The organism is Maritalea porphyrae (genome assembly GCF_030159895.1).
Lineage (GTDB): Bacteria > Pseudomonadota > Alphaproteobacteria > Rhizobiales > Devosiaceae > Maritalea > Maritalea porphyrae.
On sequence record NZ_BSNI01000002.1, the window covers coordinates 1,038,805 to 1,053,328 of the forward strand.

Genomic DNA, 14,524 nt, shown 5'->3' on the forward strand with positions numbered 1-14,524 from the left:
GATGCCACCTTTTGTCTTGATACTGCTATCAGCGGTAGCGTTTGGAGCAATAGCGCTGGCTTTTGTGCCTGGCCTTGTTGGCGGTGGTCGCGCCGATAAGCGCATGAAAGCGCTAACGGCTGGTGAGCGTGCTAACGGCCGCAAAGATCGGATAGATCCAGCAAAGATGCGTCAGGAACGTCGCAAATCCTTGCAAGACATTCTGGACGAGCAAAGCGAGCAGAATAAAAAGAACAAAAGAATTTCACTGAAAAAGCGCCTTGCACATGCAGGTATGCGCATTTCGGTGAGCGGGTTTTGGCGAAACTCCATTATTTTGGGCGCCTTGGTGTTCTTAATAGCCTGGTTGACCGGAGTGCCAATTTGGTTCGCGGTTGTCTTCGGTGCAGCCGGTACATATGTGGTTCCAATGTGGTACGTCAAACAACGTACCAAGAAGTATCAGACCAAATTCCTCGACGAATTTCCGAACGCTGTTGAATCCATCGTGCGTGGCGTAAAGGCCGGTATGCCGCTAAACGAGTCAATGCGCGTCGTTGCAAGCGAAGCAAAAGAGCCGGTGAAGACTGAGTTTACACGGATCGTTGAGCAGCAGTCGGTTGGCAAAAACATTGCCGAAGCCGTGCCAATTTTATTTGAGCGACTACCAATCGCAGAAGTAAACTTCTTTGTTGTCGTGATCACCGTTCAACAACAGTCAGGTGGTAACCTTTCCGAAGCGCTGGGTAACCTCGCTGTGGTGTTGCGGAACCGTAAGAAAATGAAAGCAAAGGTGAAAGCAGTTTCGTCTGAAGCTAAGGCTTCTGCTGGCATCATCGGCGCGCTGCCATTTGTAGTTTCTATTTTGGTTTCGCTGGTTAGCCCGACATACATGTTGCCGCTTTTCACGACGCCGCTGGGCAATATGTGGCTTGGGATTGCAGGCTTCATGATGGCATTCGGTGTGTTCGTCATGCACAAAATGATTCAGTTTGACTATTAAGATGCGTCCGGTTCGGGGCAAGGAAAACACATGGATTTCGTAGGGCTAGTTACCAGTTCAGATTTTTTGATCTCTGTGCTTGCGGCAGTTTCCGTCGCTGCTATTGTTTTCACTTTTGGATCACAAATCACTGAATCCAAAGACATGAAATCGCGTATCAAAAAGGTGGCGATTGAACGCGAAAGACTACGTGTGGAAGAAATCTCCCGTTTACGCGGTGAAGATAAGCATGCGCGACGTAAGGTAGAAAACTCCGATACTGTCAAAAACATTGTGGAGAAGTTTTCGCTCAAAAAGGCATTCGCTGATGACCAAACGGCGCTGAAGTTGGCGCGTGCTGGTTACCGCGGACCTGCCGCGATCACGACGTTTGTGTTCCTACGTTTTGTCGTGCCATTGGGCATGACCGCAATTGCGTTGTTCTATTTCGTTTTCATCTTCCAAAAAGATGGTCCGCTCTACCTTTCAATTACCTATTCAATTGGGGTTGGCATACTATCTTCGTACCTACCCGTAATCTTGTTGAAAAACAAAACCACCAAACGCCAACAATCTATTCGAAGCGCTTGGTCGGATTGCCTAGATTTGATGCTGCTATGTGTGGAAAGTGGTATGTCGATTGAACATGCGTTCGCAAAGGTCGCCAAGGAAATCTCTACTCAAAGTGAAGAACTTGGCGAAGAATTGACGCTGACCACGGCGGAATTGTCGTTTTTGGACAAGCGTTCTCGCGCTTTTGACAACATGGCTGAACGTACTGGGTTGGACGAAGTTAAATCCGTCATGACAGCTCTGATTCAGTCAGACAAATACGGTACATCTGTGGGCAGTTCGCTGCGTGTGATGGCCGAAGAGGGACGTGAAATGCGTATGATGGCTGCAGAGCAAAAAGCAGCTGCATTGCCACCAAAGCTAACAGTACCTCTTATTCTTTTCTTCTTGCCAGTTCTGTTCATCATGATCATGGCACCGGCGCTTATGAGCGCATTCAGCACAAACGTGCCCGGCTAGAAAGAGGCTAAAGCAAATCGCTCGCATCGTTTTCAATGCAGGCTTTAAGCATGCTGATAGGTGAGGGTGAAACAAGGATCGAGAGCCTTACTTTTTGCCCTTGATCAAATCCCATTTGTTTTGCTGGGTTAGGAGCGCTCTTATGTATGCCATATTGCTCTCAACTGCTTCGGGCTCAAGTTCGGCTGCATAGATTGCGCGTGCCTCATCAAATCTGCCTTGCAGACCGATCACCAATGCCAAGTTCTGCCGAATTCTACCCGTCGCACCTGGTAAACTCTTCGCTTTGCGTAGGTGTTTTTCTGCCTGCTGCAAATCACCGGTCATGGCAAAAGATAGGCCCATATTGGCATGCAATGAGGCTTCGTTTGGCGCTGTGACCATAGCTTGAGAATATAGTGCACGTGCTTCAGCGTTACGCCCCATCTGATCAAGGATTGCCCCTTTGACGCTAAGCGTATTCCAGTGAGGTGCTTCAACGCGGATTGTCGCATCAATGATGTTGAGCGCCTGGGCAAATTGCCCATTCGCTGCCAACGCTTTTGCAAATGCTAGCGCAATATCTCGATTGCGCGGCTGTTCTGTTCGCGCACGTTCTAAAACGGTTACAGCTTGGCCGGCCTGTCCGGCGGCGCGAAGCGCCGCGGCATAGTAAATCACAACGCGAGTATCGCGCGGGTTCTGCTGGTATTTTTGAGAAAAGTCCTGAACCGCAGCTTGTTTTTGAACCTGTGTGAGCCCTGAGAAGTCTGGTGTACGTATGTCACTTCCGCCACGATTTGCAGCACACGCGCTAAGCGCGATAACAGCAACGCTCGCAAGCGCCAAAGCGCGGAACTGCTTAAAGTGAGTGGAGCGATGGAACAACACGAAAACTTCTCCGAAAAAGCAGGCGCCCTTAAACTGAGCGCACTCCTATTTTCAATAAATCATTAACCCTAACAGGCGGTTAAAACTCACTTGGTCGAACCAATTGCCAACAGCTCAAATGCGCGTTATTTCTGGTCCAACAAATCAAAAACAAGCGGGATATTATGAGCAAGACAATCACTTGTATTTGGCAAGGCACTGCGAACGAACTTCAATCGCTAAGCGACGCGCAGACAAACTGGCTGAAGGCGGCAAAGTTTGAAGGAAAGGCCGGAGAACTCTTGGCAATTCCTTCTGAAAATGGCGATATCGATCAGTATGTATTTGGCCTAGGCGAGCGCGGAAAGTCGCACCCTATGGTGACCGGGCTTGCGGCTGCTCAACTCAAGGACGGCGAGTTTGACCTAAAGGGTGACTTTGATAACCCGAATATTGCAGCCCTTGGCTTTCGTCTTGGTGGTTATCAGTTCACCGACTTCAAAAAGTCGGAGAATAAGGTAAGTTTGGGTAGCGCCGAAGGTGCGGACAAATCGGAAGTCGCATTGATGGCGGAAGCCGCGGAACTTGCGCGTGACCTGATCAATCGTCCAGCAAATGATCTCGGGCCCGATAACTACGAAACCGCCATCCGAGAGTTTGCCAAAAAACACGGGGCTGATGTCCGTTCAATCGTTGGCGATGATTTGTTGGCACAAAATTACCCAATGATCCACGCGGTTGGACGCGCGTCAGCGCAAGCGCCGCGCCTTCTTGATTTTACTTGGGGAAAAGAAGATGCACCAAAGGTAACGCTTGTCGGCAAAGGCGTTATTTTTGACAGCGGCGGACTAGATATCAAACCGGCCGCGAGCATGTTGCTGATGAAAAAGGATATGGGCGGTTCGGCCAACGTGCTTGGTCTCGCACATGCCATTATGAGCGCCAAGCTGAACGTTCGTTTGCGCGTTCTTATTCCAGTTGTTGAAAATGCGATTTCGGGTTCTGCCTTCCGTCCAGGGGATATTCTGCCATCCCGCAATGGCATGACCGTTGAAATCGGAAATACCGATGCGGAAGGACGCTTGGTACTCGCAGACGCTCTCACATTGGCGGATGAGGAGAGCCCAGAAATCGTGATAGACATGGCAACCCTTACTGGTGCCGCGCGCGTCGCTGTGGGCACAGAGCTTGCCGCCCTGTTTTCCAATGACGACGATTTCGCAAGCCAAATAATGGCGGAAGGGGTGCCAGCGTCTGATCCACTTTGGCGGCTTCCGCTGTGGGACAATTATGATGAGATGCTCGCTTCACCTATTGCAGATGTGAATCACATTTCTGCAGGTGGATTTGGCGGCGCCATCACAGCGGCTCTGTTTTTGCGACGCTTTGTGAAGAAAGCCAAAAGTTGGAGCCACATGGACATGATGGCTTGGGCTGATAAGCCGCGCCCTGGTCGCCCATTAGGCGGTACTGAACAGGGCCAACGCGCTGCATATTTGGCGCTCAAAAAACGATTTGGCTAGTAACCCCGTTTTGTATCAACCACATGTTTCAATTCACCCGATTGCTCAAATCGGGTGATTTGTTCTGTGACCAACCTTACACCAGCGTCCAGACCAGAAATGGCTGCAATGTGTGGCGTGATATAGCAATTATCAAAAGACCAAAGCGCACTTGTCGATGGCAATGGTTCAACCTTAAATACATCAAGGCTTGCCGCGCCTAAAGTGCCATCGAGCAGGGCGGTAACGATATCGTCTTCATTTTGGTGACCACCGCGCGCAGCGTTGACGATGCAAGGGCCGCCGGGAAGATGACCGCGGCGCAGCTTTTTGAAATTGTTCATGCACAAAATGTCTGTTGTGTCTGGTGTTAGCGGCAGAAGGCAAACAAGAATGTCGGTGCGATTCAAGAAGGCGTCGAAAGTTTCTGCTCCTGTAAATTCTTCGATCCCCGCTATATTTTTTGCAGATCTTGCCCAGCCAGCAACATTGTATCCAAGATAATTGAGCTTTTCAGCAGCATCAGCGCCCAGTTGCCCGAGGCCCATAATGCCAACATTGATTGTGGATGCGCGCTCCGGATAGTATTGATCCCATTGCCGTTGCGTTTGATCACGCTTGTAGCGCGTGGCTTGCCTGTGATGCATGGCCACGTTTGCTACGACATAGTCGGTCATACACTGAGTCAATTCATCGTCTACAAATCGCACAACAGGCACGCCTTGCGGCAGCTTGGGATGTTTGACGATGCCATCAACTCCGGCACCGAGCGAAAATATGACTTCCAAGTTGACTAAACCGTCAAAGGCATCTGCTTCGGGTTTCCAGACATAAAGGTATTTGATCTCTTTGAGGTCGAACTTGTCTTCGCGTGTGACGATTTTGTGGTTAGGCAGTGCCTTCTGAAAGGCGTCAGCCCATTCGCGTTCGCTTACATCACTCAAATGCATCAACATGGTCATAAAAGAACTCCAACAAAAAAGGCCGCGCCTTTATGGCACGACCTTGTTTGTTCGTCTAATCGCAAAAGGCGATTTGCGTTCGCTTACTCGGTTGGGAAAGCAACCGGCGCAGCTGAAAGTGTTTGCAAATATGCAAGCAAGTCAGCACGATCAGTTTCTTTTTTCAAACCAGCAAAGCTCATCTTTGTACCCGGTGCGTAATCTTTTGGCTTCAACAAGAATGCATCAAGGTCTTCGTACGTCCATGTACGGCCTTCAGCCTTGTACTCGTTGAAAACGTCAGAATATCCGAAACCATCAACACCAGCGATCGTGCGCCCAACAATGTCATAAAGCGCTGGGCCAACTTTGTTCGCTCCGCCTTCGTCAAACGAGTGGCAAGCTGTACATTTCTTGATAACTTTCTCGCCCTTTGATGCATCCGCGTTCGCAAGCAAAGCCGCAAGAGAAACTTCTTCCACAGCCGCTTCTTCACCATGGTCATCGCCATGTCCAGCGTCCGCCACCTCAATCGTGTAACCGCCGCCTTCGCCAGCTACAGGATGGTAGATGCTTTCTGCCAGGAAGCCGCCCGCCATAATGAACAACAACGTGCCCAAAACAGCACCGAAAATTTTCTGCAGGTCAATCCAATTCATTTTATGCCTTCTCCACGCTGCCGCCCCATATCCGACAGCTAAATCTGCAACGTTCAAATATCACTATTCAAACCAAACTGATTCCCGCAAGCCATTTGCAAAACCAGCTATTCGCGCGCGGACCATATATACTGCGCCGCAAAGGTGCAACTCCCTTCATGCAATATGCGACATTTCCGCCGTTTTGACGCCGAACGCATATGCGCGGCAAGTGCATTGACTCTTTCTTTGTCGATGTTGATATTGCCCACCGGTTTAACAAGCGTTTTCAAAGGTATTGATATGTTAAAGGTCGCATTCCAAGGGGAAAAAGGTGCATTCGGTCATGCGGCAGTCAATGCTGTATTTCCTGACGAAGAAGCAGTGCCTTGCGTTACCTTTGAAAACACCATTGCAGCAGTCCAAAATGGTGACGCAGACTACGCAATGGTTCCAGTGGAAAACTCACTATATGGCCGTATTACAGATATTCACCACATCTTGCCCGAAAGTGGACTGAAGATAATTGGCGAGTACTATCACCGTGTGAATATGTGCCTGCTGGGCATCAAGGGCACGAAGATTGACGAGATTGAAGAAGTGCAAAGTCTTTCCGTTGCGCTTGGCCAATGCCGTAAATTTATTCGTGATCACAATCTAACAGCAATAAACTCAGTGGATACTGCTGGCTCAGCGCGAGAAGTCGCTGAACTTGGCGACAAGCGTCGCGCCGCAATTGCTTCACGGTTAGCGGGCGAGATATACGGCCTAGATTTGTTGGCTGAAGACATTGAGGATGAGGACCATAACACAACGCGCTTTCTCATCATGTCGCGCGAAATGCTCGACATTAAACCCGCGCCAGATGTGAAAACCACTTTCGTATTCCGTGTTCGCAACGTCCCTGCCGCGCTCTATAAGGCGATGGGCGGATTTGCGACCAATGGCATCAACATGACCAAGCTTGAAAGCTACATGGTTGATGGCAATTTCACCGCCACGCAATTCTATGCGGATATTGAAGGGCACCCAGATGATCGGGGTGTTCAGTTTGCCATGGAAGAGTTGGAGTTTTTCACCGACTACATCAACATTCTTGGGGTCTACCCATCCAAGAAAAGCTATGATGAAGGCGGCAACGAGAAATAGTCTGCTTCCCAATCACTAGAAACCTGTGTTGGTCTCTTGCAATCTAGGCAAAGATCAACCATATAGTCGCGTTGGGAGGTTGGCGCGGACGAACCGCTCGCCAACCGGGTCAGGTCCGGAAGGAAGCAGCCCTAACGAGTTAGGAACGGGTCGTTGCCAGCCTCCTTCTTTTGCTTTGCGCGACGCCTCAGAATCGGTGTCAAATAGCGCGACCAACTTTCACAAATCTTTGGCGGGGCAAAAATTGGCGGACAAACAAGAATCTTATCTGGTACTTGCCCGCAAATACCGCCCTGAGAGCTTTGCGACATTCATCGGCCAAGAGGCGATGGTGCAAACGCTAAAAAATGCGTTTAGTGCAAACCGCATCGCCCACGCCTTCATGCTTACCGGTGTCCGCGGGGTCGGCAAGACGACAACTGCCCGTATTCTTGCACGCGCGTTGAACTTTGAAGATGATAATGGGGCGCGCCCAAACCTGGATTTGGAAACAGAAGGCAAGCATTGCCGCGCGATTATTGAAAGCCGCCACGTCGACATTATTGAAATGGATGCCGCGTCACATACTGGCATTGATGATATCCGCGAAATTATCGATAGCGTGCGCTATGGCCCGGTTTCTGCGCCCTATAAAGTTTTCATTATTGACGAAGTGCACATGCTCTCTAAGGCGGCGTTCAACGGCCTGTTGAAAACGCTGGAAGAGCCCCCCCCATATGTGAAGTTCATTTTTGCCACGACAGAAATTCGCAAGGTGCCGATCACGATCCTTTCGCGCTGCCAACGATTTGATCTGCGTCGTGTTGGTCCCGAGGCTCTGCAAGATTATCTTGGTGGTATCTTGGAAAAAGAAGGCATCACGTTTGAACAAGATGCTTTGCAATTGGTCATTCGAGCGGGTGAAGGATCGGTGCGCGATAACCTCTCCTTGCTTGATCAGGCCATCGCCCATTCTGGTGGAGATATTAAAGCGGAAACCGTAAGGCAGATGCTCGGTCTTGCGGATAGAGCCCTAACACTTGATCTGTTCGAGACCTTAATGAAGGGCGACGCGGCCAGCGCACTTGAGCAGCTGCGACATCAATATGATGCGGGCGCGGATGCAGCGACCATCGTTACAGATTTGGCGTCGACCACCCATCTGGTCACCCGTCTCAAGGTCGTGCCGGGAGCCGACAAAGACCCTGTGCTAACCCCGGACGAAAAGACACGCGGCAAAGAGATGGCGCAAAAGCTCAATATTCGAGTTTTGTCGCGCACCTGGCAGATATTGAATAAAGGCATTCAAGAGATCAACAATGCCCACGACGCTATCCAGGCCGCTGAAATGGTGCTTATTCGTTTGGCTTATGCCGCTGATTTGCCGACGCCGGATGAGCTGATCAAAAAACTCGGTGATGCGCCACAAGGCGGAAGTGCTTCTGCACAGTCCGCACCTTCAGGACGCCCAACCGGTGGCGGTGGAATGCAAGCCGCGGCGGGTGGCGGTGCACGAATGCAAGCCGTAAGCGTCAACCATGCGCCACAAGCTTCGCCTGTTAGCAAACCAACAATGTCGATCTCAACTTTTGAAGAGATTGTTGCGCTGTGCGGCGAAAAACGCGAGCTTGTCCTCAAACATGCGCTGGAGGCGAATGTAAGCCCGGTTTCAGTTGCCGATGGTCGCATTGAAATCGCTTTGACGCCTAACACTGATCAGTCGGTGGCGTCGCAGCTTTCACAAAAGCTCAAAGAATGGACAAATCGACCTTGGATGGTCACAGTGTCCAAGCAAAAGGCCGAAAACACCATTCGTCAGCAGCGCGACCGCGCCGCGCAAGAAAAGCTCGACAAGGCAATGCAGGACCCATCGGTCAAAGCAATTCTTGCAGCTTTTCCAGGCGCACGCTTGGTCAACGAAAAATCACTAATTGACGATGAACCGCCAGCCGAACAATGGCTGGATGATGGCGAACGAGACGAAGGAATAGACGAATGAAAGACATAATGGGCATGATGAAGAAGGCTCAGGAGATGCAGGCCAAAGTTGGCGAAATGCAAGCTGAGCTGGAAGCAACAGAAGTTGAAGGTACCGCAGGTGCTGGCATGGTGACTGTCACTTTGACTGGCAAAGGCGACATGCGCGGTGTGAAAATCGATCCTTCTTTGCTCAAGGAAGAAGAAGCGGAGATTTTGGAAGATTTGATCATCGCCGCTCATGCTGATGCACGCGGAAAAGCAGAGGCACTAAGCCAAGAAAAAATGCAGGAAATGACAGCAGGTTTGCCAATTCCTCCGGGCATGAAATTGCCATTCTAAGGATGTAAGATCCCGTTCATGAACAACCAAAATGGCGGTCCAGAGATTGAGCAATTGGTCCAGCTTTTGGCGCGTCTGCCAGGGCTGGGGCCACGTTCTGCACGTCGCGCAGTTTTGCATCTGATCAAGAAAAAAGACACCCTGATGGTGCCGCTTGCCACAGCGCTTGATCGCGCAGTCGATACAGTGGTGACATGCGCCCAGTGCGGCAATGTTGATACCAAATCTCCATGCAACATTTGTAGTGATACGCGCCGAATTGAATCAGGGCTATTGATCGTTGTCGAAGACGTAGCTGATCTTTGGGCGCTGGAGCGGGCAGGGGCTAATAAGTCACTTTATCATGTGCTCGGCGGGACTTTGTCGCCCCTCGATGGCGTAGGTCCCGAAGATCTGAACATCAACACACTTGTTGATCGTGTCGAAAAAGGCGATGTGCGCGAGGTTGTGTTAGCGGTAAACGCTACAGTTGATGGGCAAACCACAGCGCACTATGTAACAGACAGGCTTGAGAGTTTTGAGGTTAAGATCACCCGTCTTGCTCATGGCGTACCTGTTGGTGGCGAGTTGGACTATCTGGACGAAGGGACGTTGACCCAAGCGCTTAATGCGCGAACCGATTTTTAAAAACCTTGATTGAAGCGGAGATTGTGATGACGTCGTCAAACGCGGAGCTGGTTAGATCTTATCTTTCAGCGCTCAACCAATTGAAGCAAGGCGATGAACTTGCAGCTTACTTTCATCCTGATGTTGTTCAAACTGAGTTTCCCAACAAAATTACCCCGGAGCGCGTAGATCGTGATATCGCCGCCATTTTGGATGGTGCAGCGCGCGGTGCGAAAATTCTGCAAAAACAAGAATTCACGATCAACAACATTGTAGAAGGCGAAGAAAGTCTGGTCGCAGAACTTATTTGGCGCGGAACTATGAGCGTGCCCGTGGCTTCGCTAAAAGTTGGCGACGAAATGGTTGCGCATTTCGCATGCATTTTCGAGTTCAAAGATGGTTTGATTTTTCGCCAGCGCAATTACGATTGTTTCGAAGCGTTCTAGTTGGACTAAAGAGGCAGTTGCTTGGTTTTGTCTTCATTCGAGTCACGATCTTCAAAGTCCATCTGCTCTATACGTTCAGATCGTTTGGTTACTTTGCCGGTTGAGATCAGGATTTGCTCCACATCTTTGTTGGCTTGTTGAAAGTGCGATTGCAGCTTTAAGACACGATCAGACAACCGCCCCACATCGGTGAGTAAGTTCGATACTTCTTGTTGGATAATGTGCGCTTGCTCTCGCATTTTCACGTCACGCAATAAGGCTTGCACCACTTGAATTGACAGCATCAATAAAGACGGTGAAACAATCACCACGCGCTGGCGTAGCGCCTGTTGTACGATGTCTTCAAAGCGCTCATGAATGTCGGCAAAAATCGCTTCGGACGGCACGAACAAAAAGGCAGTGTCGTGCGTCTCTCCTGGAATAAAATATTTCTCTGAGATGGCTTTTATGTGCACCTTCATATCGTTGCGGAATGAGGCGATAGCCTGCTTGATCTCTTCTGGGCTTTCTGCCGCTTGCAACCTCTGCCATGCTTCCAACGGAAACTTTGCATCAATCACCAAGTTTGGTGCATCGTTCGGCAATGTGACCAGACAGTCGGGTCTATTGTTGTTGGACAGTGTTGCTTGAAAATTAAAGCTTGCTGCTGGCAAACCGTCCGCAACAATTGCTTCCATGCGACCTTGGCCGAAAGCGCCACGACTTTGCTTGTTCGCTAATATGTCACGCAGCGACACCACTTCTGTCGACAATTCAGCAATCGTGGACTGTGCCCGGTCAATTACGGCCAGTCGTTCATTTAGTTTGGATAGGCTCTCTTCTGTTTTGACCCGTGTTTCGTTCACCGATTGATTGGTGCGGTGGCTTGCTCCTTCGATCCGTTCCGTAAGCAAGCGTGCCAAATCCGAGGTGCGTGAGCCAAAAATCTCAGACATCGTGTGCATGCGCCCCGTCATTTCGGATTGTACACGCATCAAGTCGGCCATATGGCGTTCCATTTCTGCGTTGCGTTGCGCGAGCGCAATGGCATCGTCTTGGCGGCGCCGGTTCGCGCGCATTATGGTTATAATTGCCGCTATCGAAAGCACCAACAACGTCGCCAAGAAAAGCAATACGGTTTCGGTCGATGTGAAATCACGCCCAAAGGCGGAAAAGAGAACTTGTTCCATTTCCTAATTCTATCTGATTCGCCATTTTCGCATTGACCAAATCGATCTGGAAAATTGCCTAAAAACACCTACATATGTGGGAGGTCGATAGACGCAATTTGAAAGCTTGTCTTGACCCGCAAAGCCCTTTCATCCTATCGACACGGTTAAATTGAACCAAAGGTAACTTGCACGATGGCTATTAGGCCCATTCTTCACATTCCAACCCCTTGTTTGCGCGAAGTGGCTGCGCCTGTTGTTGAGATCAATGATGAGATAAAAACGCTTGTCACTGACATGTTCGACACCATGTATGACGCGCCCGGCGTTGGGCTTGCTGCGCCGCAAATTGGTGTGATGCATCGGGTGATAGTAATGGACCCTGCTGGCGAAGAGGAAGATCGTGCGCCGCTTGCCATGATCAATCCAGACATCAAGTGGTTCTCTGAAGAATTGCGCGTGCACCAAGAAGGGTGTCTGTCGATCCCTGAATATTATGAAGATGTGGAACGGCCGGATCTTTGTAGAGTTGCTTTTCTCGACATTGACGGTAAATCGCACGAGTTAGAGTGTGAAGGGCTATTGTCGACTATCGTTCAACACGAGGTTGATCACCTGAATGGCAAGCTGTTCATTGATTATCTATCGCGTTTGAAACGCGAACGTGTAACCAAAAAATTCCAGAAACTGGCCAAGAGAGCAGCAGGTTAATCCATGCGCGTCATATTTATGGGCACCCCAGAAATCGCGGTGCCTACCTTGAGCGAGATCATCGGACGCGGCCACGATGTTGTGGCCGTCTATTCGCAGCCACCGCGCCCTGCCGGTCGAGGCAAAAAAGAGCGTAAGTCTCCTGTGCATGAACTCGCTGAGGGTTTTGGCCTTGAAGTGCGCACACCACTCAATTTCAAAAATGAGGCAGACATCGAGGCGTTTGAAGCTTTGGATGCTGATGTTGCAGTGGTCGTTGCTTATGGCTTGTTGTTGCCTAAACGGATTTTGGAAGCGCCAGCAAAAGGCTGCTTGAACCTTCATGGTTCATTGTTACCACGTTGGCGTGGCGCGGCCCCAATCCAGCGTGCGATCATGGCCGGCGACACACAAACCGGTCTGATGGTTATGCAAATGGACGAAGGGTTGGACACCGGTGCCGTCGGTCTAATTGATGAAATCCCGATTTCTGAAAACATGACTGCCGGTGAGCTGCACGATCAGATGATGATCCGTGGTGCTGACTTGATGGGAAGGGCGCTACCGGCGCTGGAGCGCGAGAGTTTGCATTTTGTCCCCCAGTCGACAGAAGGTGTGACCTACGCAAAGAAAATTGACAAAGCTGAAGCCCGGATTGACTGGTCTCGGTCTGCACAAGACATCCATAATCAGATACGCGGACTCTCGCCTTTCCCAGGTGCATGGTTTGAAATTGAATTGAATGGCAAGCCAACCCGCGTTAAAGCAATCAAATCAGCATTGGCTGAAGGCACAGGAGCAGCAGGCACCATTTTGGATGCTGGTCTAACTGTTGCAACTGGACATGGCGCGATTGCGCTGACCCATGTGCAGCGAGAAGGCAAAAGCGTAATGGATGCCGAAACCTTTGTTCGTGGCACGGGTTCTCTTGAAGGCAAAGTGCTCAGCTAATGCCACGCTATAAGCTCACCGTTGAATATGATGGGACGCCCTATACTGGCTGGCAAAGCCAGAAGGATGGTCGCGCCGTTCAGAACAAAATCGAAGCGGCGATTGAGAAATTTGCTGGCGAGCGTCCGGTTATTCAAGCAGCTGGGCGCACCGATAGCGGCGTGCACGCACTGGGGCAAGTGATCCACTTCGATTTGGAAAGAGACTACGACCCATTTAAAGTCGGTGAGGCGATCAATTTTCATCTCAAACCGCACCCCATATCTATTCTTACCTGGGAAAAAGTTGCTGACGATTTCGAGGCAAGATTTAGTGCCAAAGCACGACACTATGAATATCAAATCTTAAATCGTCGCTCACGTCCGGCCCTTGATCATAATCGTGTGTGGCACGTCATGGTGCCTTTGGACGACAAAGCGATGCACGATGCAGCGCAACTCGCACTCGGACAGCATGACTTCTCAACTTTCCGCGCCAGCCTTTGCCAAGCAAAGTCGCCAATAAAAACCCTCGATCGTATGGATGTGACCCGCGATGGTGAAACGATCTTTGTGAATGTTTCTGCGCGAAGTTTCTTGCACAGCCAGGTGCGTTCATTCGTAGGTTCGTTGAAGATGGTTGGTGAAGGCAAGTGGAGCCTTGCTGACTTCAAAGCGGCCTTAGACGCAGCTGATCGCAAAGCTTGCGGGCCGGTTGCGCCTGCTTGTGGGCTGTATTTGACGCAAGTCGATTACTAGGCCTAGCCGATAATCCGAAAACCCAATCCCGGGACGATGCTGCCAAGGAACATCAGCACGATGATGCAGGCGAGCATTGCAAGAAGCTGTGCACCAATCATCAGAATGAGGTCGGGTCCACGAATATCGAGCAAAAAATTAGCGGCTCGGAAATAGAAAACGGCTGTGGCGATTGTGATGATCAGGCTGCCAATCAGCCCAGGCAAAACAATTGCCAGGGGCAGGGCGACAATCAAAAAGAAAAGGTTCGACCAGTTGTGCGCGGTGATATAGCTGCCAAAGTCGCCCAAGTTTCCTTTCATGCGCAAAAACAAATAGACGCCATAAAATCCAGCCACGTTTACTGCCAACAGATGCAGCAAAACTAATAGCGGCATTGGCGCGATCACGTCTGCTGGCAGCGGCAAACGCAGCATGGCTTGCGCGCCAAAAGCAATCAAAACAGCAATTGCTGATGTCGAGATGCCTGCAAGACTGCCGTCCAGGCGGTTCGCTTCTAATCGGTTGCCAGACAAAATGCCCCAACAGCCGCGCGCGGCAGCAACTATTTCTTCGATGAGGCTGTTTGGATTCACG

At 50.3% G+C, this 14,524-nt stretch carries 16 protein-coding genes and 1 other RNA gene; 12 read left to right on the top strand and 5 right to left on the bottom strand.

The genetic code is table 11. The features are described 5' to 3' along the window. The first annotated feature begins 1 nt into the window (after window position 1). Both QQL65_RS08485 and QQL65_RS08490 read left to right on the top strand, forming a co-directional pair. Window positions 2-982: a type II secretion system F family protein gene (locus QQL65_RS08485; RefSeq protein WP_284363622.1), complete on the top strand. Its 981-nt coding sequence runs from the start codon at window positions 2-4 to the stop codon at window positions 980-982. A gap of 30 nt (window positions 983-1,012) precedes the next feature. Next, window positions 1,013-1,993 carry a type II secretion system F family protein gene (locus QQL65_RS08490; RefSeq protein WP_284363623.1) on the top strand — a complete coding sequence of 327 codons (981 nt, stop codon included), beginning with the start codon at window positions 1,013-1,015 and terminating at the stop codon, window positions 1,991-1,993. 87 nt (window positions 1,994-2,080) lie between these two features. Here the strand turns inward: QQL65_RS08490 and QQL65_RS08495 are convergent, their stop codons facing one another. Further along, on the bottom strand, window positions 2,081-2,863 hold the full coding sequence (locus QQL65_RS08495; RefSeq protein WP_284363625.1) for a tetratricopeptide repeat protein: 783 nt from the start codon (window positions 2,861-2,863) through the stop codon (window positions 2,081-2,083). A gap of 131 nt (window positions 2,864-2,994) precedes the next feature. Between QQL65_RS08495 and QQL65_RS08500 the strand changes: the two genes are divergently transcribed. Further along, on the top strand, window positions 2,995-4,365 hold the full coding sequence (locus tag QQL65_RS08500) for a leucyl aminopeptidase family protein (RefSeq protein WP_379863727.1): 1,371 nt from the start codon (window positions 2,995-2,997) through the stop codon (window positions 4,363-4,365). Here QQL65_RS08500 and QQL65_RS08505 read toward each other — a convergent pair. Together QQL65_RS08505 and QQL65_RS08510 are read right to left on the bottom strand one after the other, a co-directional pair. Next, window positions 4,362-5,306 carry a 2-hydroxyacid dehydrogenase gene (locus QQL65_RS08505; protein WP_284363631.1) on the bottom strand — a complete coding sequence of 315 codons (945 nt, stop codon included), beginning with the start codon at window positions 5,304-5,306 and terminating at the stop codon, window positions 4,362-4,364. The two genes, QQL65_RS08500 and QQL65_RS08505, sit on opposite strands and share 4 nt — an antisense overlap. A gap of 83 nt (window positions 5,307-5,389) precedes the next feature. Continuing rightward, window positions 5,390-5,944, bottom strand: a complete 555-nt coding sequence (locus QQL65_RS08510) for a c-type cytochrome (RefSeq protein ID WP_284363633.1) — start codon at window positions 5,942-5,944, stop codon at window positions 5,390-5,392. Between the two features lie 282 nt (window positions 5,945-6,226). Here QQL65_RS08510 and QQL65_RS08515 point away from each other — a divergent pair, with 282 nt between their 5' ends. From QQL65_RS08515 to QQL65_RS08540, 6 genes are all read left to right on the top strand, one after another. Beyond that, window positions 6,227-7,072 carry a prephenate dehydratase gene (locus tag QQL65_RS08515; RefSeq protein ID WP_284363635.1) on the top strand — a complete coding sequence of 282 codons (846 nt, stop codon included), beginning with the start codon at window positions 6,227-6,229 and terminating at the stop codon, window positions 7,070-7,072. 73 nt (window positions 7,073-7,145) lie between these two features. Next, an RNA gene (gene ffs, locus QQL65_RS08520) (signal recognition particle sRNA small type) lies at window positions 7,146-7,241 on the top strand. A 27-nt stretch (window positions 7,242-7,268) separates the two neighbouring features. Next, window positions 7,269-9,050, top strand: coding sequence for a DNA polymerase III subunit gamma/tau (locus QQL65_RS08525; RefSeq protein ID WP_284363637.1), 1,782 nt, complete (start codon window positions 7,269-7,271; stop codon window positions 9,048-9,050). Further along, window positions 9,047-9,370 (top strand): YbaB/EbfC family nucleoid-associated protein, encoded by a 324-nt coding sequence (locus tag QQL65_RS08530; protein ID WP_284363638.1) that lies wholly within the window; start codon window positions 9,047-9,049, stop codon window positions 9,368-9,370. Before QQL65_RS08525 ends, QQL65_RS08530 begins: the two co-directional genes overlap by 4 nt. A gap of 18 nt (window positions 9,371-9,388) precedes the next feature. Continuing rightward, the gene (recR, locus tag QQL65_RS08535; protein WP_284363639.1) at window positions 9,389-9,997 is read left to right on the top strand and encodes a recombination mediator RecR; all 609 of its coding nucleotides are present in this window, start codon (window positions 9,389-9,391) and stop codon (window positions 9,995-9,997) included. A 26-nt stretch (window positions 9,998-10,023) separates the two neighbouring features. Next, on the top strand, window positions 10,024-10,422 hold the full coding sequence (locus tag QQL65_RS08540) for a nuclear transport factor 2 family protein (protein WP_284363640.1): 399 nt from the start codon (window positions 10,024-10,026) through the stop codon (window positions 10,420-10,422). A 5-nt stretch (window positions 10,423-10,427) separates the two neighbouring features. On the opposite strand, the gene QQL65_RS08545 is transcribed toward QQL65_RS08540, so the two are convergent. Then, window positions 10,428-11,591 (bottom strand): DNA recombination protein RmuC, encoded by a 1,164-nt coding sequence (locus QQL65_RS08545; protein ID WP_348529140.1) that lies wholly within the window; start codon window positions 11,589-11,591, stop codon window positions 10,428-10,430. 174 nt (window positions 11,592-11,765) lie between these two features. On the opposite strand from QQL65_RS08545, the gene def reads away from it, so the two are divergent. The 3 genes from def to truA are packed head-to-tail and all read left to right on the top strand — an operon-like array spanning window position 11,766 to window position 13,948. Next, window positions 11,766-12,281: a peptide deformylase gene (gene def / locus QQL65_RS08550; protein ID WP_284363642.1), complete on the top strand. Its 516-nt coding sequence runs from the start codon at window positions 11,766-11,768 to the stop codon at window positions 12,279-12,281. A 3-nt stretch (window positions 12,282-12,284) separates the two neighbouring features. Continuing rightward, on the top strand, window positions 12,285-13,211 hold the full coding sequence (gene fmt / locus QQL65_RS08555; RefSeq protein WP_284363643.1) for a methionyl-tRNA formyltransferase: 927 nt from the start codon (window positions 12,285-12,287) through the stop codon (window positions 13,209-13,211). After that, window positions 13,211-13,948, top strand: coding sequence for a tRNA pseudouridine(38-40) synthase TruA (gene truA / locus QQL65_RS08560; RefSeq protein WP_284363644.1), 738 nt, complete (start codon window positions 13,211-13,213; stop codon window positions 13,946-13,948). The genes fmt and truA overlap by 1 nt, the downstream gene beginning before the upstream one ends. 2 nt (window positions 13,949-13,950) lie before the next feature. On the opposite strand, the gene QQL65_RS08565 is transcribed toward truA, so the two are convergent. Then, complete coding sequence (locus QQL65_RS08565) at window positions 13,951-14,523, bottom strand: hypothetical protein (RefSeq protein WP_284363645.1); 573 nt, start codon at window positions 14,521-14,523, stop codon at window positions 13,951-13,953. Window position 14,524: the final 1 nt, after the last annotated feature.

Bases quoted from the DNA above. Each gene is read 5' to 3' on its own strand.
- QQL65_RS08490 (WP_284363623.1), top strand. From the start codon at position 1,013: ATGGATTTCGTAGGGCTAGTTACCAGTTCAGATTTTTTGATCTCTGTG.
- QQL65_RS08505 (WP_284363631.1), bottom strand. From the start codon at position 5,306: ATGACCATGTTGATGCATTTGAGTGATGTAAGCGAACGCGAATGGGCT.
- QQL65_RS08510 (WP_284363633.1), bottom strand. From the start codon at position 5,944: ATGAATTGGATTGACCTGCAGAAAATTTTCGGTGCTGTTTTGGGCACG.
- QQL65_RS08545 (WP_348529140.1), bottom strand. From the start codon at position 11,591: ATGGAACAAGTTCTCTTTTCCGCCTTTGGGCGTGATTTCACATCGACC.
- recR (WP_284363639.1), top strand. From the start codon at position 9,389: ATGAACAACCAAAATGGCGGTCCAGAGATTGAGCAATTGGTCCAGCTT.
- QQL65_RS08485 (WP_284363622.1), top strand. From the start codon at position 2: ATGCCACCTTTTGTCTTGATACTGCTATCAGCGGTAGCGTTTGGAGCA.
- fmt (WP_284363643.1), top strand. From the start codon at position 12,285: ATGCGCGTCATATTTATGGGCACCCCAGAAATCGCGGTGCCTACCTTG.
- QQL65_RS08530 (WP_284363638.1), top strand. From the start codon at position 9,047: ATGAAAGACATAATGGGCATGATGAAGAAGGCTCAGGAGATGCAGGCC.
- QQL65_RS08515 (WP_284363635.1), top strand. From the start codon at position 6,227: ATGTTAAAGGTCGCATTCCAAGGGGAAAAAGGTGCATTCGGTCATGCG.
- QQL65_RS08540 (WP_284363640.1), top strand. From the start codon at position 10,024: ATGACGTCGTCAAACGCGGAGCTGGTTAGATCTTATCTTTCAGCGCTC.
- truA (WP_284363644.1), top strand. From the start codon at position 13,211: ATGCCACGCTATAAGCTCACCGTTGAATATGATGGGACGCCCTATACT.
- def (WP_284363642.1), top strand. From the start codon at position 11,766: ATGGCTATTAGGCCCATTCTTCACATTCCAACCCCTTGTTTGCGCGAA.